The organism is Hymenobacter crusticola, assembly GCF_002154225.1.
In the GTDB taxonomy this organism is placed as follows: domain Bacteria; phylum Bacteroidota; class Bacteroidia; order Cytophagales; family Hymenobacteraceae; genus Hymenobacter; species Hymenobacter crusticola.
On record NZ_MTSE01000012.1, the window covers coordinates 49,847 to 70,284 of the forward strand.

Sequence of the window (20,438 nt, forward strand, 5' to 3'; positions counted from 1 at the left end):
GCCGAGGCCAGCAACTGAAATTGAGTTACTCATCAGCTACTTATTTCTGCTTTTCTCTATGTCAGATTCCGCCGCTGGTTATCAGCCGACCCCGCAGCAACCCCTAGACTCAGGCTTTACCGCTGCTAGCACTGCCACTGATGTTATCCAGGGGGCAGACCTCACGGGCAAGGTAGCCCTCGTAACCGGGGGCTACGCCGGCCTCGGCCTAGAAACCGTGCGGGTTTTGCACAGCGCCGGCGCCCACGTTATCGTGCCGGCCCGCGACCCCGCCCGGGCGGCGCAGGCTGTGCAAGACCTAGCCGGCGTCGAGCTGGAAACGCTGGATTTGCTCGACCCTACTTCGATTGATGCCCTGGCCGCCCGGTTTTTGGCTAGTGGCCGGCCGCTGCACTTGCTAGTGCTGAGTGCCGGCATCATGGCCAACCCCCTTGCGCGCGATGCCCGCGGGTACGAGTCGCAGTTGGCGACCAATCACCTCGGGCACTTTCAACTAACCGGCCGCCTCTGGCCGGCGCTGGTGCAAGCGCGGGGGGCGCGGGTAGTGGCGGTGTCCTCCCGAGGGCATCGCCTCTCACCGGTTCTGTTCGACGACCCCAATTTCGAGCGCCACGTCTACGACCCCTGGATTGCCTACGGCCAGTCGAAAACAGCCAATGTGCTCTTTGCGCGGGCACTGGACCAGCGCGGCCAAGCGGCGGGCATTCGGGCTTTCTCGCTGCACCCTGGCAGTATCGCGGGCACGGGGCTGAGCAAGCACGTCACGCCGGAACAGCTACGGCAAATGGGCGCCGTGGATGAGGCAGGCAACATCGTGCTGGACCCCGCTCGAGGTTTGAAAACCGTGGCCCAAGGCGCATCCACCAGCGTGTGGTGCGCCACCAGCCCGCAGCTGGCCGGCCTGGGCGGAGTGTATTGCGAAGACAACAACATTGCCACCATCTACACCCCCGACAGCTCCGCTACCCCCCGCCCGATGACGGGGGTAATGCCCTACGCGGTGGAGGAAGCGAATGCCAACCGCCTGTGGACCCTAAGCGAGCAACTCACGGGCACTACCTACCCTCGCTAGGTCACTCAGCAGCTCTACCAGAAGACAAACTCTTAGCCCTTACATGAATCATGAAAAAGCCTGCCATCCTGGTAGTTGACGACGACCCGCAGGTACTCGCGGCCATCACCCGCGACCTGCGCCAGGAGTTTCGGAGCGACTACCGCATTCTGCCCGTAGCCTCGGGCCCAGAGGCCTTAACTACCCTCAACGAACTGCGAACCCGCTCCGAGCCCCTAGCCCTGGTGCTAGCCGACCAACGCATGCCAGAGGTCGAAGGCGTGGAAGTACTCGCGCATGCCCTGTCGCTTTTTCCCGACACCAAGCGCGCGCTACTGACGGCCTACGCCGATACCACCGCCGCTATTCGGGCCATCAATTCTGCCCAACTCGATTACTATCTGCTCAAGCCCTGGGACCCACCCGAGCAACTGCTCTACCCCGTGTTGCGCGACTTGCTGGCCAGTTGGCAGGCCACCTACCGGCCCACTTTCGCAGGCGTGCGGCTGATTGGGTTTCAGTGGTCGCCGCTCTCGCACGAGCTCAAGGATTTTTTCAGCGGCTACCTAGTGGGCTACCAGTGGCTGGATATCGAGAAGGATGCCGAGGCAGCCACGCTGCTGGCGACCACCAAGTTCACCGTCGATGACCTGCCGGTGGTGGTCTGCCCCGACGGACAAGTTGTTTCCCGCCCCAACAAAGCCGACCTAGGCCGGCACCTAGGTTTGCTGGTGGCGGCCCAGCACGAGCTGTACGACGTCGTGATTATTGGGGCCGGTCCGGCCGGGCTGGCGGCGGCCGTGTACGGCGCCTCGGAGGGCTTAAAAACCTTGCTTATCGAACGGCAGACGCCGGGCGGGCAAGCCGGGGCTTCGTCGCGCATCGAAAACTACCTAGGCTTTCCTACTGGCCTGAGCGGCAGCGAGCTGGCGCACCGTGCCTGGTCGCAGGCTACCCGCCTCGGGGCCGAGTTTATGGCGCCGCAGGAGGTGGTGAACCTGCACGTGCAGGACGGCTACAAGGTGTTGACCCTGCGCGACCAGTCAATTATTCGCACCAAAGCCGTGGTGCTAACCACCGGGGTTAGCTACCGCACGCTCGACGCACCCGGCCTGGAGCGCCTGAGCGGAGCGGGCGTGTACTACGGGGCCGCTCGCACCGAGGCGCGCAGTTGCAGCAACCACCCGGTGTACATCATTGGCGGGGGCAACTCGGCGGGGCAGGCAGCCATGTTTTTATCTTCGTACGCCTCGCGGGTGTTCATCGTCATTCGCGGCGAGCACCTAGCAGCTAGCATGTCGGCCTACCTCATCACGCAAATCGAGCAGACGCCGAACATCGAGATTCTGCCCCGCACCCAGCTGCGCGAAGCCTGTGGCGCCAACTCGCTCGAAGCCGTGGTAGTGCAGCGCGACGGGCAGGAGCCGGAGAAGCGGCCGGCGCGGGCGCTGTTCATCTTCATTGGCGCCAAGCCTAGCACCGAATGGATCTGTGAGCTAGCCATCTGCGACCCCAAAGGCTACCTGCTCACCGGCCGCGACTTGGTGACCGACCCGCGCTACGCCGCCGCCTGGAAACTTTCGCGCGAGCCGTACCTGCTCGAAACCTGCGTGCCGGGCTTGTTTGCGGCCGGTGACGGCCGCGCGGGTGCCATGGCCCGGGTAGCTTCGGCCGTGGGCGAAGGCAGTATGGCCATCAAGTTCGTGCACCAATACCTAGCCGAGTGAGGACGATAGAGTAAAGACTTGTTCCTGCATAAGTAACCCTGCTCCAGAAGAATGTCATGCTGAGCTTGTCGAAGCCTCTCTCCCGCTTCGTATCGTTCGGGAGAGAGGCTTCGACAAGCTCAGCATGACAGTTTACCTGTTTTGCAGACCACTAAACAATTAAGTGACCTAGCTTTTCTCCAGCAGTTCCTTGAGCTTACCCATTTCCTGCTCAATCAACTCCACGGCTTTATAAAAGGGCTCGTCGGGCATGGCGGTGGGCTTGGTGAAGGTCATCATAAAGTGGGCGCCTTCGCTGCCGGCTACTACCCGGCACGGCACCAGCCAGTTGCCTTCCACGGGGTCGTTAAACTCCTGATCTAGAATGCCGAACTCTTGGTTGGACAGCATTTTTACGTGCTGCGTACCCCGCGGGCCTTCCATGTTCCAGTACCCGTTTTCGCCGGGCGTGGCGCTGAACACGTTATGTATGGCCCACTGCGGCCAGTTGGCTAGGTTGTTAAGAAACTCCCACACCCGCTCGGGGCTCGCCTGAATGTTGATGGTTTTGGTGATGGTGCTGGCCATAAAAGTGGTTGCGGTTGCCTGCTCGAAGCAGCGCGACTAAGTGAAAAGGAAAAAGCCTAGGCGTCAGGACCGGAGCAAGGGGGCGACGCGCGTACCCAGCAGCTCAATGGCACGCAGCAGTTTAGCGTGCGGCAGGGTGGCGACGTCCAGCTGAAACGTCACCCGCGAAATGCCCCCTAGGGCCTCTCCGTGGCGAATAATCTTGGCGGCCACTTCCTCGGGGTTGCCCACCAGCAGCGCCCCCAGCGGCCCGAGCTGCGCGTCGAATTGCCCCCGGGTTATGGGCGGGCCGCCCCGCTCCCGCGACCGGTTGGTGAACGTGCGGGCGTAGCCCGGATAAAATTCCTCTACCGCTTCTTCGGTCGTGTCGGCCACGTAGCCCAGCGAGTGCAGGCCTACTTGCAGCTGCTCGGGCGCGTGCCCGGCCCGCTGACCTGCCTCCCGGTAGAGGTCGACCAGCGGCCGAAAGTGGTGCGTATCGCCGCCGATAACGGCCACCATCAAGGGCAAGCCCAGCGTGCCGGCCCGCACAAACGACTGCGGCGTGCCACCGACCCCTAGCCAAATGGGCAGCACCGGCTGCATGGGCCGCGGGTAAATGCCCTGCCCCCGCAGCGCGGGCCGGAATTTGCCTTTCCAGTGCAACTGCTCGGTGCCCCGAATGGCGAGCAGCAAGTCTAGCTTTTCCCTGAACAGGGCGTCGTAGTCATTGAGGTCGAACCCGAACAGCGGAAAGGCCTCGATAGACGAGCCTCGCCCCACCACCATTTCGGCCCGGCCCTGCGAGATCAAGTCGAGGGTGGCAAACTCCTGAAATACGCGCACTGGATCGGCCGCGCTGAGCACCGTTACGGCGCTAGTCAGGCGAATGCGCTGGGTGCGAGCCGCGGCGGCCGCCAAAATCACGGCGGGGGCCGAATCCAGAAATTCCGCTTTGTGGTGCTCGCCGATGCCGAACACGTCCAGCCCTACTTGGTCGGCCAGCACGATGCGGTCGAGCAGTTGCCCCATCGCCTCCGCGCCGCTGGGCGTGCGGCCCGTGCCGTTGTCGAGCAGCGCCGCGGCGAAGCTATCGATTCCGATTTGCATAAAAACCTTGCCTTGTTATGAAGTATCTACCTTGGCGAACTGTCTCCGGTTAGCCCATACCGCCCACTTGTGGCTAAGGCGGCCACGCAAAGGTGTAGCCTAGTAGGAAGTGTTTTCCTTGACATTAGTCAAGAAACGCATCGACTTGCCTACGGGACTTGCTTTACTTTATTACGCTGAGGCTTCCTTCGGCTTTGGGCGAGATCATGAAGCAAAGGAATGGCGTGCTTTCCGCTCAAGACTTGCTGCTACGCTACCTTGATAATCGACAAGCAAATGGATGACCTAGCCCGCCTTTTGAGCTAGGTTGCGTATCATGCGGGCGCAAATAAGCAGCACGTGAATCATGCTTATTGGTTAAGCTAAACGACTAGAAATAATGTCTCTACCTAGGTTCGTGCTGTTGCTGAGCGCCCTGCTCCTGTCACGGCTAACACATGCGCAGCACCTCACCGATAGCATTCGCGTGAACCAAGTGGGCTTCTATCCCGCCGCGCCCAAGATCGCCGTGGTGGTGGGAGCGGCGGCTGGTCCGTTCTACATCACCACACCCGATCGGGCGACGGTCGTCTTCACGGGGCAGCTGAGTGAAGCCCGCGAGGCGAAGCTAGCGCAGCAGCAAGCCCGCATAGCGGATTTCACGACGCTTACGCAGCAGGGCACGTTCGTGGTGTGGATTCCCACGGTGGGCTTCTCCTACCCGTTTCGCATTCAACCTAACGTGCACGAGGGGGTAGCGCAAGCGGCCTTGAAGGGCTACTATTACCAACGGGCCTCCACGGCGCTGCCGCCGGCCTATGCGACGCGTTGGAGCCGGGCGCTGGGCCACCCCGATACGCGGGTGCTGGTGCATAGCTCAGCCGCCAGTGCCACCCGCCCGGCTGGTACGGTGCTGTCCTCGCCGCGCGGCTGGTACGATGCCGGTGACTATAACAAGTACATCGTCAACTCAGGTATCACTGTGGCTACGCTGCTTTCGCTGTACGAAGCATTTCCGGCCTATTGCGCCCAGCTCAAAACGGGTATTCCGGAAAGCCCAAATGCTTTGCCCGATGTGCTGGACGAAGTTCTCTGGAATCTGCGGTGGATGCTCACCATGCAAGATCCAAACGACGGCGGCGTATACCACAAGCTAACCAACGCTTCGTTTGACGGCATGGTACTACCCGATCAGGCTACCGCCCCGCGCTACGTAGTACAGAAGAGCGCCGCCGCTACGCTCGACTTTGCGGCCGTATTAGCGCAAGCGAGCCGGGTGCTGCGGCGGTTTGATCGGCCACTGCCAGGCCTAGCCGACTCATGCTTGCGGGCGTCGCGGCAAGCGTGGGACTGGGCACGGGCGCACCCGGCCGTGCTCTACCGACAGGACGAGATGAACAAGCAATTTCAGCCCGCTATCGTTACGGGCGCCTACGGCGACGACGCTGTGCAGGATGAGTTTATCTGGGCGGCAGCGGAATTGTATATCACCACGAAAGAAGACCGCTACTATTCGGCCGTGCCCTTGTTTCCGGATGCGCACGTGCCGCTACCCACTTGGAATCAAGTGCGGACACTGGCTTATTACTCACTGGTTCGCCACAAAGCTAGCTTGACACCGGCCGCCCGCCAGGATATGCCGAAGCTGGAAGCGCGGCTGCGCGCCGCCGCCGATGCGCTGCAACAGAACTATAAAGCCCAAGCGTACCAAACCGTGATGGGCAAAGCTGCCGCCGACTATAGCTGGGGTGGCAATGCTACGGCGGCCAACCAAGGCATTGCGCTCATCCAGGCCTACCACCTCACCAGCGACCCAACGTATTTGCAAGCAGCGCTTTCCAACCTCGACTATCTGCTAGGACGCAATGCAACGGGCTACTGCTTTCTTACGGGTAGCGGCACCAAGTCGCCGCAGCACCCGCACCACCGCCCCTCAGAAGGCGACGGCGTAGTGGAGCCGGTACCAGGTTTGCTAGTAGGTGGCCCTAACCCAGGCCGTCAGGATAAGTGTGCTTACCCGTCGGCACTACCTGCCCTAGCCTACTCCGATAGCGTGTGCTCCTACGCATCCAACGAAATCGCTATTAACTGGAATGCCCCTTTGGTTTACTTAGCAGCGGCACTAGAAGCATTACAGAATAAGCTAGGCAGTAAGAGCCCAACCAAGTAACTAGGAAAAGGCCTCTTCTTACGCCGCTTAAAGCAAAGCAAATTGAGCAGGATTTTGCTCCGCGGCCCTAGCCTGCCTTGCTACACCGCACAGCCACGGGACTACTGAAAGAGCTGCCAGGCGACCCCAAGCAGAGCGGCCATGGCGACCGTGAGCGCCCCAGCCCGCAAGCCAATCACGCTGTCCCAGCGGTCTTGCAGGGCACGGACATCGGCGGGCGTCTGCTTTTGACGCGCCGCGGCCGTTTGGCGCTTGTTGACGGGCTGAGCCACGAGTACATACGCCGCCAGCTGCGTCAGCAACCCGGCCAGCGCCAGCAGAGCGAGGCAGCCAGCCAGCGTCGCCCACCCACCAGCAACCCAACAGAGTACCCCCGTACTGAGCAGAGCCGTCGCTCCAAAGAGGGGCATCCGGGCATCAGCTACGGCGTGCAGGTGGCCTAGCACCTGCGTCAGACTGGCGTCGTCGACCCGCCGCAGGGCCGGGCGAGCGATGAGGGCAAAGAAGACGTCGACGCCATACACAACGCCGCCGCTGAGCAGGGCCAGGGCGACCAGCCCAAAAGACCAAGCCGGGCTCATGACCGTTGCCGGGTGAGCTGTTCCGGGCGCTGAACGCCTACCGGGGAAGCCGGGTGGGCCGTGGTGAATAAGGAGGCCGCCAAGGGCAACAGCAAGCCAATAGCAATCAGGTGCGGCAGTTCCAGGGCTAGCGAGGCGGTGGGCTGGGCCCGCACAATGGCTAGGTCCACGCTGGGAATCAGGGCGCCCAGCAACAGCACCCAGGCCAGGGGCCGGTCGTAACCTAGCCCGGCGAACAGCGCCAGCAGCAGCCCCGAAAATACGTCCCGGATGCCTTTGGCGTAGTGAAAGGCATACTGCGTGTCTGTGGGCGGCAAGAATATACCGAAGCCTTCGGCCCCCAGGCGCGGGGCTAGCAGGAAGCGCAGGCCGATGAAGATCATGCCTAGGCCAATAAGCAAACTCAGGCTGCGAGAGAGGGTGCGACGCATAACTTATGAGATGATTGGTACGACACAAAGGTGCAGCCGGGCCCGCCTCTGAGTCATTCACCCAAGTGCATAAATGCGCCGCGTGCTACGAAACCGCACGGCCCCGAATCCGGCTCAGCGACTGCGGCTTCACGCCTACGTAGGAGGCAATATAATACTGCGGAGTACGCTGTTGTAGGTCGGGGTAGGTGCGCACAAAGCGGGCGTAGCGCTGCTCGGGGCTTTCCTCATAGAAGGAGGTGAGCTGGCGCAGCACGTCCACAAACAGGGCCTCGGCCATGAGGCGACCAAACCGCTCACCTTGGCCCACCTCCCGGTAAAACTGCTGCAGATGATCGTGGGTGATGGTCAGCAGGCGAGCCTCTTCTAGAGCCTGGATGCCGTGCGTGGCCGGCTGGGCCGGCAAGAAGCTCTCGTAGTCGCCGATGAATTCCTGCTCGCGGCCAAAGTAATAGGTTAGGTCCTGCCCGTCGCGGTTCTGAAAGTTGTGAAATACCCCTTGTAGTATGAAAGCTACTTTACGGCTCACCTCCCCAGGCCGCAGGAAGAAGCCGCCCTTAGGCAAGGCTTCGGGCACGAACAACTGCCGGATCAGGTCTTCCTCAGCTGGGGTCACGGAAATGAAGTGGCGGATGGTCATCAGCAGCGAGTCGTGCATGGGCCCTTTGTTGGTTGCTTTTTGATAAGGCTTCTCGTTAAATAAAAGCAAGAAACGCACTTACCTTTTAGCTTGTCTGAGCCCCAGGAAAAAGTTTATAGGCCTAGGTTTTAAAGCACAGGATAGCAATTAAAAATCAATACCTTACAGCAGCCTGAATCCTTTTCTCAACCCGCTCTGGTTATGAAAACAACACTACTTATCATAGGTGGTAGCCTTTGCCTAGCCGGGAGCGTACAGGCGCAAGTGGGGGTAACGGCAGGCCTCACCTATACCCAGTTCACTACCGCCACCCGCCGCCACCCGCAAACCTTCAACTCTGGGGGCAAAGTCGGCTACCAGGTGGGCGCTTTCTACGAACGAAAAATAAGTGAGCGCCTTTCGCTAGTGCCCGAAGTGCAGTTCAGCCAACAGCGAGCTAGCTTGAATATCCAGGATTTTGAGGAAGGCTATCAAGTCGCTTATCAGGCTCGGCTCACGTACGTGAGCGTGCCGCTGGCGCTGCGAGCCTACCTAGGGAAGGTGTACTTGGACTTGGGCTCTCAGGTGGGCGCCTTGCTGCAAGCACACGAAAAAGGAACCCTAGATACGCGTTCTGTCTTCGACCGCTCCCCTACCGCGGTTCGCGCGTTCACGCAGTCTGCGCCGGACAGCTACCAGCGGCTTCAACTTGCCTCGCTGGTGGGCCTAGGGCTGAAACTGCCAGCCGGTTGGGCCGGCCACGTGCGCGTAACAAACAACTGGGGCAATATGAAGCGTAACAACCAGCCGTATCGTTATACCGGCTCCTTAGGAAACGTGACGTGCCAAGCTTCGTTGAGCTACCAATGGCCGGGCAAGCCCTAGCCCCGCTTTCATCAGCGGGCACGCGTGCACCTTCTTGAGCTAGCTTTAGAACAGCGTGTCTTACTTCTTTGCTCATACCTACCAAGAGGCCTCTGCGCTTCTGAAAAGGCGCCCGGCTCTCCCGATTATACCAGAGTAATAGACAAGCCGCGCCGCCCGGTTGCTTCAACGGTGATTATCCCAGGCGAAACGGTTGCGGCGGGCGCACGGCCAAGCTGCCGCTCAATGCGCACGCTTCGGTATATACACCTGAAACGTGGATCCAACGCCCAGCTCACTTTGCACCTCGACCCGGCCACCTAGGTTTTCCACAATTTTCTTGACGGTATAGAGCCCTAGGCCCGAGCCTTCGACATGATTGTGAAACCGCCGAAACAAAGTAAACAAGGCGACCTGCTGGTCGGATGTCAAGCCTAGGCCATTGTCTTGTACACACAAGCACCACCACCCTTCCTGGTCCTGGCAGCTCAGGCACACGAGCGGTTGCCGCTCGGGATGGTGGTATTTCAGGGCATTACTGATCAGGTTGTAGAGCACCGAGCGCAGGCTCTTGGCCGGAATAGCTACGATGGGGCAGGCGGCGACATCCACTGCTAATTGCCCCCCGGTTTGCTGCAAGGCGGGCAGCAAATCTTGGCGCACGTCCGCTACCATAGCGGCCAACTCTATAGAATTGGCGGGGTTCGGAGCCTGGTGAAGTCGCAGCACCTCGCTGAGTTGCCCTAGGGTCCGCTGAAAGCGCGTCACGGCCTCCTCCATCATTCCGAGCAGCGGCCGGGCAGCCGTATCGGGCTGGTCGGCTAGTGTTTCCCCTAGCGCTTGCACGAGCCCTTCCAAGTTGTTGATGGGCGCCTTCAGGTCGTGGGTGGCCATATAAACGAAGCTGTCGAGGTCGGCATTCACACGCGTGAGTTGCTGGTTCAGCGCCTGCACCTGCTGGCGCGCCAGCACTTGCTCGCTTACATCAAAGGCAAACACGAACACGCCGTCTACTTGCTGCTGCGCATTGTAGCGCGCCTGAAACGTATGATTGAAGTACCGTTGTGCCGGCTCGCTATCTGCCATACGCGTCAAAGTCACAGGCATTTCCTGATCCTGGTGGGTTTTGCCGGTGCGGTACACCTGTTGCAGACGCTCCCACACGACACTGCCCTGAAACTCGGGTACTGCTTCTAGCAACGGCTTACCAAGCAGCGCCCGATCCGGGAACAGCTGCTGGTAACTGGGGTTAACGAGTTCATACACAAGCGTGGGCCCCTGCAGCAAGCACATGGCCGCCGGTGCTTGCAACACGAGCTGACTGAGCCGCAGCCGTTCCTGCTCGGCTACGAGCAATGCCTCCTGCTCCCGGCCCTGTGACTGTTGCAGGGCCCGCTGCGCCTGCACCTCCTGCGTGACGTTGACGGAGCTGTGAATAATATACTGCAACTGGCCCTGGGCATCAAACACGGGCGTATTGCGCGGCAACCAGTGGCGTTCCACAAAGTGCCCTGGTCGTTCGGGGTCGAGTACATCGTAGTGTTGCAGCGCCATCTGGTGGGGCTGGCCCGTGGCGATAACGTGCTCCAGGGAGGTGCGCCAGTTGCGCACGGCATGGGCTTGAGGAGCGGCCGGGTTGTCAGGAAAAGCGTCGAACAAATAGCGCCCCACCAACTCGTCGCGTCGTTTCAGCGTGTCGGCTAAGTAGGCGTTGCTAGCCGTGAGAATCACTAGCTCGGGCGAGACCACAATGTACGAATCGGGGACGGTTTCCAGCGCGCGTAGTTGCTGAGCAAGGGAGGCGCTAGGGTCGGTAGCAGACATAAGGAAGGAAAACAAAGCCCGTGAGAAAGAGACTAGCCAACGCCCAACTCGGACCACCTTTAGGCGTTTGGCAGGCCTAGTAATGGTCAGGTTTCCAAGACCTAGCTTGTTAAGCTAGGTCTTGGGGCGCCCGTTGTTGCCGAGTAGCAGCACAGGCTAGCGCGCAAAGTGCTGCGTCAGCAAATCCGTCACCTTTTCCTTGGTCAGGGGCTTGTTGAGAAAGCCGGCAATGGGTAGCTCCTGCGCCCGGGCCAAGTCGATGGGGTGCAGGGAGGTAGTGAGCATCACAATGACAATGGCCGACTGCTGGGCCAGCGGCATTTGCACGTATGCTTCCAGGAAAGCCAGCCCGTTGAGCACGGGCATATTCATATCCAGCAAAATGAGCCGGGGGCAGGTCGAATCAGTGTTATGACAGGTTTGGGCGAGCGTACGCAGGGCCTGCTCGCCATTTTCGGCTATAAGTACCTGCTCGGTCACCCCCATGCGCTGAAGCAAGAGCTTGTTGAGAAAATTGGTGGTGGGGTCGTCATCGACCAGCAACACACTTGCTAAGGCAGACATATAGCGGGGATAAGTACTTAGATAGGAAAGGTAACGGTGAAGGTGGTACCTACGTTCGGCTGGCTGGCCACGGCGATGGTGCCGCCGCCATTCTCCAGCAGCCGCTTGGTGATGTACAGGCCGACGCCGGTGCCCTCCACGTGGGTATGCAGGCGCTGAAACAGGCCGAAGAGCTGGCGCTGTTGCAGCACGCTCATGCCCAGGCCATTATCTTGCACTGTGAACACTACTGCCGTGGGCCCTGGCTCCGCCCGCACCTGCACCACAGAGGGACGGTCCAGGGCGCGGTATTTCACGGCGTTGCTGAGCAAATTATAGACGATGCTGCGCAGATTGGCCGGCGAGAAAGAAACCACCAGGTCGGGGGCTACCTCGACCGTCAGCTGGGTGCCTGCCTCGGCAAGCACCGGGGCTAGGTCGAGGCGAATGTTCTCCACCACCGCCGCGAGAACTACCGGCTCGGCGGGCCCCGCGTGGGCTAGTTGCAGGCGCGAAATGTCGGTGAGCTGGCCGATGGTGAAACGGAAGCGGGCCACCGTGGTGTCAAATAAACCGAGCAAGTGGGTTACTAGCGCGTCTTGCTGCACCGCCGCGGGCAGCGTGTCGCGCAGAGCTAGGCCAATGCTTTCGATGTTGGTGATGGGAGCTTTTAGGTCGTGGGAGGCCGTGTACACGAACGTGTCCAGGTCCACGTTGGTGCGCGTGAGTTGGGTGTTGCTCTCGTTCAGATCTTCGTTGGTAGCCGTGAGTTCTTCGTTGATGGCGGCTAGCTCCTCGTTTAGGGTTTGTACCTGCTGGCGGGCCTGTACCTGTTCGGTTACTTCCATCACAAACGCCAGAATGCCGTTGATACCGCCCTGCTCGTCGCGCCGGGCCTGGTAGACGATGGTAAAGTAGCGGTCCTCCAGCTCGGCACTGCCGTCGGCGCGGGCCACGGGGACGAGCAGCTCTTGCTCCTGCTGCGTTTCGCCCGTTTTGTACACGTGGCGGAGCAGGGTTTCCACGTTGGTAGCGGCCATTTCGGGAAACACGTCAAAAAAGCGCCGTCCGACCAACTGCCGGTCAGGTACCATCCACTGGTAGCTGGCGTTGTGAAACTCATACACGAAGTCAGGTCCGGACTGGATGGCGATGCCGATGGGCGCCTGCTCAAACACGTTTGTGAGCAACCGCTGCTGCGCTTCGCGCTCCTGCCGGGCCAGCACCTGCTCCGTGACGTCGAAGGCAAAAATAGAGATGCCCGCTATTTGGCCGGCCTCGCGGTAGGCTTGGAAGGTGAAGTTGAAATAGATCGTACGCGGTAGCTGACCCACGGCCGGCGTCGGCGTAAACGGCAGCTCGTCACCGAAAAACGTTTCGCCAGTCTGGTACACCTGGTCGAGCAACTTGTCAAAGCCTTGCGCCACCGCCTCGGGTAAGGCCGTAACATAGTCTAGGCCCACCAAGGGACGGCCTGCGAAGAGCTGTTGGTAGGCGGGGTTGACATACTCGAAGCGGTGCCCCGGGGAACGGAGCAGCGCCACGGCGGCGGGGGCTTGCTCAAACACTTCATAAAAAGCCTCGCGCTCAGCTACTTGACGCTGAGCGGCAGCTAGCATGTCGGCTTGCAGAGCAAGGGCGGCCTGCGTGCGCTCGGCCACACGCTCTTCTAGTTCTTGGTTGAGTTGCCGCAGTTGCTGCTGCGTCTCGCCGAGCGTGGCGTTGGCCGTTAGGTATTCCTCGTTGCTGACATACAATTCTTCGTTGATGGCCGCGAGTTCCTCGTTGAGTGCCTGCACCTGCTGGCGCGCGCGCACCTGGTCGGTTACTTCAATTGCCGAGGCGATGAGGCCCGTAATGTGACCTAGCTCATCGTAGGCAGGCTGGTAGCTGATGTTGAAGTAGCCCTGATAAGGCTGGTGGGCCTGCTCGATGTGGACGAGCAGCTCCCGGAAATAATACGGCTCTCCCGTTTGCAGCACGCCCGCAAACACGGCTTCAAAGCCCTGACCTACTAAGTCGGGTAAGGCCTCGAAGTGCGGGCGCCCTATAATCTGGTCGAGGGGGCGACCCCAAATCTGCCCCATGCGAGTATTGGCCAACTCTACCACGAACGCGGGGCCGCGCAAGCGAGCGAGGGCGATAGGCGCTTGGGCGAAAATACGCTGCAGCTCTGCGCGCTGCGCTTCGGCCTCGGCACGGGCGGCTTGCTCGCGGGCTTGACTCCTGCGCAAAGCCTCCGCCGCCACAGATTGTTGCTCGGCCGTGTCGGAGAAACTTACCAGCAACAGCTCGCCGCTGCGCTGGGCCGAGAGCAGAAAGAAGTTGTCGAGCCCGTCGTAAGAGTAGTTTACTTCATATTGCCCAGGCTGGTCCGACAGAAACGTATCGCGATAGAAAGCAAAGATGCCCGTATCCAACGAGTTAGGATACAAGGTGCGAAACGTCTCGACGGGTTGAGCGGGCAAGCGGAGCATGCGCTGCGCCGCGGGGTTGAGCTGCACATAAGCGAGGTCCACGAGTTCACCGCTTTCTCCGGCCGCGTACACCGGGCGAAACAGAATAATCCCCGTCAGCGAAACCGCGAGCAGGGAGTGCAGCAGCTCGTGGCTAGCGACGAGGTCGGCCGGAAAGCCGACGGAGGAAGGAGACATAGGAAGCAAACAATATGGATGACCTAAGGTACCACATTAAGCTTGCCTCCTGCAGATCGCCCTTACCACCTCTCCCCTTACACCACGCTGGCGGAGTAGTTTCAACCGCCACAGTAGCTACTACAAGTTGTCTGTACCTAGGTGCCGCCGTGTCTTCCTAAAGGGTACGCGTGAAGTCAGATGGTCCACTAGAAATAGCCTGTTTACGATCCTGCTTAGCGTCAAGAAGGCACACCTGTGGAAATTGATCTAGTTAAGTAGCTGAGGGCAAGGGGATGTACTAGCTTCCCATAGCAGGCTGGCCAGCTTGCCCTTTCGTTGACCACCCGCGTTAGCGTCGGCCGGCACAGCCTGACAGGAGACGCCTACTTCGGCCACCATCGTTGCCGTTTGGTGTTCCTCGCGCTGCGTCGCGACTTTGCCAAAAATACTTTCGGTGACAGCCACCCGCACCATGCGTAATTCTGTGGCGAGCACCCACGACTCAAGGTCGTGTTGGGGCTAAGGTTGCGCTTCGCAAGTAGCCCTTATGTGCCGCACATTCCTCACCCTAGGGGCGGCCTGACGTAGGATGGCTCAACGCAAATCAGCACAGCTTTTTACAAAGCAATAAAGTCCGTTTTACTAGCGAAAGAGCACCATTACTCCCTAGGTATACCTTCTTTCTGTTCGGCGCGAAATTGCCTTCTTTCAGGTGTTCACCTAGGCCCTAGCCTACGCCGTTCGGGCCGTCTAGCCGTCTGCAGGAACCACGCGCTAGCACAGGGGCAGCGCAGCTGCACCCTTTCACTCGGCCTGCCGATAGACAACTCTGCCCCTGCTCAGGCTCATGCAATAGTACACGACGCAGCACCGACCGCTCGTAAAAGGCAAGCTGTGTTAGCCAACGACCCTGACTTAGTTGAACTACCGTAACTCCTTATTGATTAAACTGCCACCAGTCAAATCTAAACGTGTTGCTCTCTGTGCCTTTGAAGACAAAGTATACATCGTGCACTCCACCTTGTTTGCTGACTTTGCAGGACTGAACCACCCAATTTTCAAGCCCTCCGGTACGCTTGCCTTTCAATGAACCTAGCAAAGTACCCGTAGGGCTATCTAGGTGTAGCTCGATTACGGGAGTGAGTGCCGTGCTGGCCACAGAAGCCATAAATTCCTTCGCTCCCTTTTCAAAATCAACTCCCTTGACTTTGATATAATCGCCGCTATCTATGTCCGTTACGTACATGCCATTCACGCCTTTACTGGTTTTCAGGCCCTGGCTCCAGGCAATTGTTTCGGCCTCGGTACGCTTGTACGGGTTTACTACCGCTAGGCGGTCTACGCCGGCTTCTGACCAAAACGGAAGCTTCTGGATGGTACCATCACTATTGTACGTCAGCTTCGCCAGGCAAACAGAACGCCGCTCCGTATGCTTAGCCGATTTGGCTTTGGAAATAGCATAATTAAAACCAAACACGTAGGAATTTCCTTTGTAGTCGATAATACCCGGATGATTTCCGTTGGACCTAGGGTCCCGGTCCATGATCGTTCCGGTATAATTCCAGGGTCCCGTTGGGTTATTGCTCATGGCATATCCTATTCCCTCCGGACAGCAGGTTGAAGCGTATGCCAAATAATATTTATTATTCCGCTTATAAAACCACGGCCCTTCTTGATAATTATCAGGTTTAGTAGGTGATTTCATAATCTCTCCGGAATAAGAAATCATATCCTTATTTAATTTGACGTAATAAATATTGGGGTTTCTCCAATACAAATAGGCTTGTCCATCGTCGTCGATGTATACTGTAGGGTCAATATCTTCGATACTGTTCTTAATCAAGGGCTTCCCTAATGGGTCGGTGAACGGGCCGTACGGGCTATCCGACACCAAAACCCCAATTCCCTTCACGTGGATAGGGCAATACAAATAGAACTTACCATTGCGTTCTATACACTGCGGAGCCCATGCTCCATTTTGCGGAGACCAACTAAAACTCTTTGTAGAAGCGACAGCCCCGTGGTCTGTCCAATTTACCATATCCGTGGAGGTATACAGCATCCAGTTATACATTTTGAAGCCTTCTGCATCGTCTTCATCATGACTGGTATAAAGAAATACGGTGTCTTTATAAACTAATGGTGCTGGGTCCGCAGTGTACTTAGTTTGAATAATTGGATTTTGTGCGCCACTTATATAAACTGTCGATATAAATAATGATAGAATCAGAAAGCTGATTTTTATTTTCATGTCTTTGTAATAGAATTTTATGGAAGCAATTTCTTCTGCTGAGCACTAGAATAACGCCTCCCTAGCTCAAGGTAGCGCGGGTAACTACGAAGCTCTTGGGTAGCCAGTAAGGCACGTACCCCGTTGGAAAGGAAGCAGCTGGTTTGCCTATAAACTAGGCAATTTTGGAAGACAAAATTTGTCTAGTTGCAAGTGGGCTTGCGCCTCAAAAAGCCCTCTATAGCTACCTCCTAAAGGTACCTGTTCGCGAAAAGCTGCTAGCACAGATTTCACCACATTCTTACAACAAATGTTGAGTAAGTCCACGCTGCGAGGATTTGCAGAAACATGAGCACAAAGCTTAACAACTCATTTTCAAAAGCTTAGCATTTAGTACCTTTTACCCCTCGTGCACCGGCTACAAAGCACAGCAGCTACATTCAGCTGGCTGCTTGCTTCCGTCCTGGTGGCCTGGTGGCCCAGCAGCGCGCACCTGCTTCTGCATCGTCGCGGTTGCGAAAACGGCTGTGGCTGCGGGCCTGCTGCACCGCAAAAACGAGGCGCACAAAATCGCCCGCGCCACCCCTAGGTAGCCACTACCGCCGTGTGTGTAGTGCACCGGTAGAACATACTAGTAGCAGCGACATGGCCTCAACCTTATCTACAACGCCACAATCCCTGGCGGGCGCAGAACGGCCTTTGTTGGATGAAACAGTAAGTGCTGTTTTAATGGCCCTTGTAAGCGTTGCTCAACTAGCTGCATTAGTTGACGGCATCAGCGTAGCAGAGGCTTCCGCCAGCTTACAATGGATGTGGGCGCCAGCGTGCATGGTATCGGCCTGCAACACCGCCGTAAAGCTGCGGATGGCCTCGGCCCATTGCCCCAACCCTAGGTGGCCTAAGCCAATAAGGTAGCGGCAGTGCCGTGCATTGCGCTGGCTCAGATCGTCCTCGAAGATGAGCAGGTCGGGCAGGGAAACGGCGAAGTAGTCGAGCTTCACAGCATCGTTGAGGTGTTGCTCGCCGTAGTGAAGCAGATTGCGGAAGATGTGCTGCGCCTGTGCTGTATGGCCAAGCTTCCCCCATGCTAGGCCCTGGTACAAGATCTTATCGGGCTGCTGGTCGTTGTAGAACATGGCCGCAGCGGGCTCACTGTTGCCTGCGCTAGCCCGCTGCCAAGCCTGCTGCGCCTGCTCAGGTTGGTTGAGTTGCTGGTAAGCCCAGCCCAACCAGTAGAAAATATCATTTTCCTGTGCCCCATAAAGCTTGCCTTCACCTAGGGTATGAGGGTAGCTCGGGGCGTGCGCTTGCTCTAGGCGAGCCACTGCATTCGCAGCTCGCCCTGCCTGCAGATCGGCTTTGGCCAGCTCAACCAAACTAAGCAAGTATTGGCCTGACACTTTGCCTTCGCCACCCTCCCATGGGTGAAATTGCCGGGCCATCAGCAGCTCATAAGCCCTGGCTGGCTGCTCCAGCTGGTTGTAGAGGGCGACACGCTCCAAATACAGATCGTCGCGGAACTCCACCAGGGGCAAGTGCGCCTCTAAGAAGGCCAACCGCTCGGCAGGTTCCCGGTTCAGACGCTTGTAGAGCTGGTCCAGCTCCAACAGCACGCGAGCATCGGTTGGGTTAAGGGCAAAGGCTTTTTCGAAGCAGGCCAAGGCCCGCTCGTGCTCCGCACGCTTGTTGAAGTAGGCAATACCTAGGTTGCGGAACACGGTCGGGAAAGCCGGGTCGCGCTCGGCGGCTAGCTCCCACTGCGCGATGGCCTCGTCATACTGGCGCTTATCGTACCAGAGGTTACCTAGCAAGTAAGGCGCGTGCGCGTCGGCGGGGTTCAGGCTCGCCACAAACTCAAGCGCGGCCATGTCCTCCAAGCGGTTAGGAAAGTACAGCGCGGCGGGCGTAAGGGCACCCTGGTGGGCGTGCGCTACAGCCTGCACCGAGTCGCCGGCTTGCTGGCAGAGATACGCCCAGTGGTAGTGTACCAGCGGATCCGGCGCGGCGCCTTGCGCGGCCAAGGTCAGCAGCTCAATGCCTTCGGCGTACCGGCTCATGGCGCCATAATCCAGGGCGTATTCGATGTAGGTATTCGCTTCGCCGCGAGCCAGGGCTTGCAGCTGCGCTAGGCTTTGCGCACCTAATTCTAGTTGGTGCATAGCCCGATACGCCAATACTTGCTCAAACAGAACCCCTAGGTTAAACCCGTCGCGACGGAGGGCTTCGGCGCAGGTCGCTAGCGCCTCTTCCGGGCGGCTGAGTAAGCGCTGGGCCGCGGCTTTCACTACGTAGGCCTTGCTGTTGCGGGCGTTGCGGTCCAGCGACCAACTGATATGCTTGAGCGCCAACGCATAGTGGCCCCGGCTTACGTCGAGTTGAGCCACGGAGAAGTAGGCACTGTCTTGCCAGGCGCTGCTCCAAGTGGCTTTGAAGAAGGCGTTGTAGGCTTCCGCGGGCCGGCCCAAATACTTCAGGCTCAGACCTAGGTTGTAGTACGGCTCGCTGTCGTACGGATTGGGGTTGCGCTGCGTGAGGGTGTCGATGGCGCGGCGGAAATACGGCTCACTCCGGGCAAATTGGCCGCGACGCAAGTACCAGGCACCGAGGGCATTGTTGCTGCGCGCATCCTGCGGGTCGCGGCGCAGAGCTTCCTCGTAGTACGGCACGGGGCTGTAGGTGGCATGGCGGTATTGCTCCAAGTGCTGGGCCGTCAGGAAGAGCTGCTCGTTGTTCTCCACATCCTGCGGCTCAAAAGCGGGTTTGGCGGGTTGGGGCATCTCGTTTTGCTTGTTCGTGGCAGGCTCGTAGCGTAGCAGCTCCAGGCCGTCGGCATCGCAGATGGTGAGCAGCAACTGCGCTTCTAGCGTACCAGCGGCCACGGCTACGCGCTGCTCGTATACTTGCTCAGGAGCTAGGTCGCGGGTTTCCTGGAGCACCGTTTCGCCGCCTACCGCCAGCCTGATCTGGCGGGCCGGCTGCGCAGACGTGACGTACGCTTTCACAAGTGCTTCGTTACCAGTAATTTCTACACCCGCCAGCACGTCCTTGCTAGCGTTTTTTACGATACCTAGCGCCTGGTAAGGCAGGAAGTACTGCGTAAACGACTTCTCCTCGTAGGGCATCAGCCAACTAAAATCGGGCTGATTATCCGTGAACATACCCGTCATCAATTCGATGTAGGGCCCGTCCTCGTCGGTCAGGTTTCGGTCCCAGGCCCGGCCAAAGTCGCTGTGGCCCCAAGTCCACTGCTTCTTGCCCGGCGACACGTGGTGGTCGGCCACGTGCAGCAGCCCGGCCTGCGTATCGTGCTCATACCCCCCCACAAAGTCGTACTCGGAGTTGATGGCCATGTAGGACGTGGGCACCGGAATGTTCTTGTAGCGCGAGATGTCGGTGCCAGGCGAATAATCGACCTTGTAGTAGGTGCCCGTAGCAATGGGGAAGGTCGACACGTCACGCTTGCCATGGTCGAATACGGCATTCACGTCGGGCGGAAAGACCGACTGGTAGTCGTCGTTGACGCGCACCGCAGGGTTGGCCCACCACAGAAACGTCTGGGGCAGCGGCGTGCGGTTATACAACTGGGCCTTAACTTCTAGGTAGGCGCGGTCGGGGTATAAGGTGAAGCCGGTCAGGCCCTTGGTGCGAAACATGCGCTCTAGCTCGTTGATCCACACCGTTTTGCTACCATCGGCGTGTTCTTCCAATCGAAAGTCCACCGGCTCGAAGGTGCTAGGCCGGTGGTGCTGGGGCCAGTTGAACTCGATGCCCCCCGAAATCCAAGGGCCCGTTAGGCCCACCAGGGCAGGCTTAATAACTTGATTGTAGTAAATAAAATGCCGCTGCTTCAGCTTGTCGTAGGCCATTTGCACGCGCCCACCTAGCTCCGGCAAAATCATGATTTTCAAGTACTTGTTTTCCAAGAACAAACCGATGTACTGCTGATCGGTCTTCTCGTCGTAGATCTTGTCGACCACGGGGTGCGGATACACCACGCCGCTGCTGCCCTGGTACACGCGCTTCTCGAAGAACATGGGGTTCTTGTCGGGCTTTCCAATACCGTAGGTTGGAATCGTAACCGTTTCCTGCCACACCTTGACGGTGGATGCGAGTGAGTGGTCCATAAT

Annotated in this window: 14 protein-coding genes; 4 read left to right on the plus strand and 10 right to left on the minus strand. The window is 58.8% G+C overall.

The genetic code is table 11. The annotated features are described in order from the left end of the window. The first annotated feature begins 58 nt into the window (after positions 1-58). Both BXP70_RS19355 and BXP70_RS19360 read left to right on the plus strand, forming a co-directional pair. Positions 59-1,072: an oxidoreductase gene (locus tag BXP70_RS19355; protein WP_086595771.1), complete on the plus strand. Its 1,014-nt coding sequence runs from the start codon at positions 59-61 to the stop codon at positions 1,070-1,072. 50 nt (positions 1,073-1,122) lie between these two features. Beyond that, entirely contained in the window at positions 1,123-2,778 is a 1,656-nt protein-coding gene (locus BXP70_RS19360; protein ID WP_086595772.1) for an FAD-dependent oxidoreductase, read from the plus strand. A 168-nt stretch (positions 2,779-2,946) separates the two neighbouring features. On the opposite strand, the gene BXP70_RS19365 is transcribed toward BXP70_RS19360, so the two are convergent. After that, positions 2,947-3,345, minus strand: coding sequence for an SRPBCC family protein (locus BXP70_RS19365; protein ID WP_086595773.1), 399 nt, complete (start codon positions 3,343-3,345; stop codon positions 2,947-2,949). Positions 3,346-3,408: 63 nt separating this feature from the next. Continuing rightward, positions 3,409-4,434, minus strand: a complete 1,026-nt coding sequence (locus BXP70_RS19370; RefSeq protein WP_086595774.1) for an LLM class flavin-dependent oxidoreductase — start codon at positions 4,432-4,434, stop codon at positions 3,409-3,411. Between the two features lie 379 nt (positions 4,435-4,813). Here BXP70_RS19370 and BXP70_RS19375 point away from each other — a divergent pair, with 379 nt between their 5' ends. Beyond that, positions 4,814-6,583: a glycoside hydrolase family 9 protein gene (locus tag BXP70_RS19375; protein ID WP_086595775.1), complete on the plus strand. Its 1,770-nt coding sequence runs from the start codon at positions 4,814-4,816 to the stop codon at positions 6,581-6,583. A gap of 101 nt (positions 6,584-6,684) precedes the next feature. Here the strand turns inward: BXP70_RS19375 and BXP70_RS19380 are convergent, their stop codons facing one another. From BXP70_RS19380 to BXP70_RS19390, 3 genes are all read right to left on the minus strand, one after another. After that, the gene (locus BXP70_RS19380) at positions 6,685-7,164 is read right to left on the minus strand and encodes a DUF1772 domain-containing protein (RefSeq protein WP_086595776.1); all 480 of its coding nucleotides are present in this window, start codon (positions 7,162-7,164) and stop codon (positions 6,685-6,687) included. Next, on the minus strand, positions 7,161-7,595 hold the full coding sequence (locus BXP70_RS19385) for a DUF4267 domain-containing protein (protein WP_086595777.1): 435 nt from the start codon (positions 7,593-7,595) through the stop codon (positions 7,161-7,163). The genes BXP70_RS19380 and BXP70_RS19385 overlap by 4 nt, the downstream gene beginning before the upstream one ends. Positions 7,596-7,680: 85 nt before the next feature. Then, the gene (locus tag BXP70_RS19390; RefSeq protein ID WP_086595854.1) at positions 7,681-8,253 is read right to left on the minus strand and encodes a Crp/Fnr family transcriptional regulator; all 573 of its coding nucleotides are present in this window, start codon (positions 8,251-8,253) and stop codon (positions 7,681-7,683) included. Positions 8,254-8,436: 183 nt separating this feature from the next. Between BXP70_RS19390 and BXP70_RS19395 the strand changes: the two genes are divergently transcribed. Next, positions 8,437-9,099 (plus strand): porin family protein, encoded by a 663-nt coding sequence (locus tag BXP70_RS19395; RefSeq protein ID WP_086595778.1) that lies wholly within the window; start codon positions 8,437-8,439, stop codon positions 9,097-9,099. Between the two features lie 222 nt (positions 9,100-9,321). Here BXP70_RS19395 and BXP70_RS19400 read toward each other — a convergent pair whose 3' ends face one another. The 5 genes from BXP70_RS19400 to BXP70_RS19425 form a co-directional block, all read right to left on the minus strand. After that, on the minus strand, positions 9,322-10,902 hold the full coding sequence (locus tag BXP70_RS19400) for a sensor histidine kinase (RefSeq protein ID WP_086595779.1): 1,581 nt from the start codon (positions 10,900-10,902) through the stop codon (positions 9,322-9,324). A 156-nt stretch (positions 10,903-11,058) separates the two neighbouring features. Then, positions 11,059-11,466, minus strand: coding sequence for a response regulator (locus BXP70_RS19405; RefSeq protein ID WP_086595780.1), 408 nt, complete (start codon positions 11,464-11,466; stop codon positions 11,059-11,061). 17 nt (positions 11,467-11,483) lie between these two features. Next, entirely contained in the window at positions 11,484-14,099 is a 2,616-nt protein-coding gene (locus BXP70_RS19410) for a PAS domain-containing protein (protein WP_086595781.1), read from the minus strand. A gap of 919 nt (positions 14,100-15,018) precedes the next feature. Beyond that, positions 15,019-16,332, minus strand: a complete 1,314-nt coding sequence (locus BXP70_RS19420; protein ID WP_086595783.1) for a glycoside hydrolase family 43 protein — start codon at positions 16,330-16,332, stop codon at positions 15,019-15,021. Positions 16,333-17,060: 728 nt separating this feature from the next. Beyond that, positions 17,061-20,435 (minus strand): DUF5107 domain-containing protein, encoded by a 3,375-nt coding sequence (locus tag BXP70_RS19425; protein WP_086595784.1) that lies wholly within the window; start codon positions 20,433-20,435, stop codon positions 17,061-17,063. Positions 20,436-20,438 lie beyond the last annotated feature (3 nt).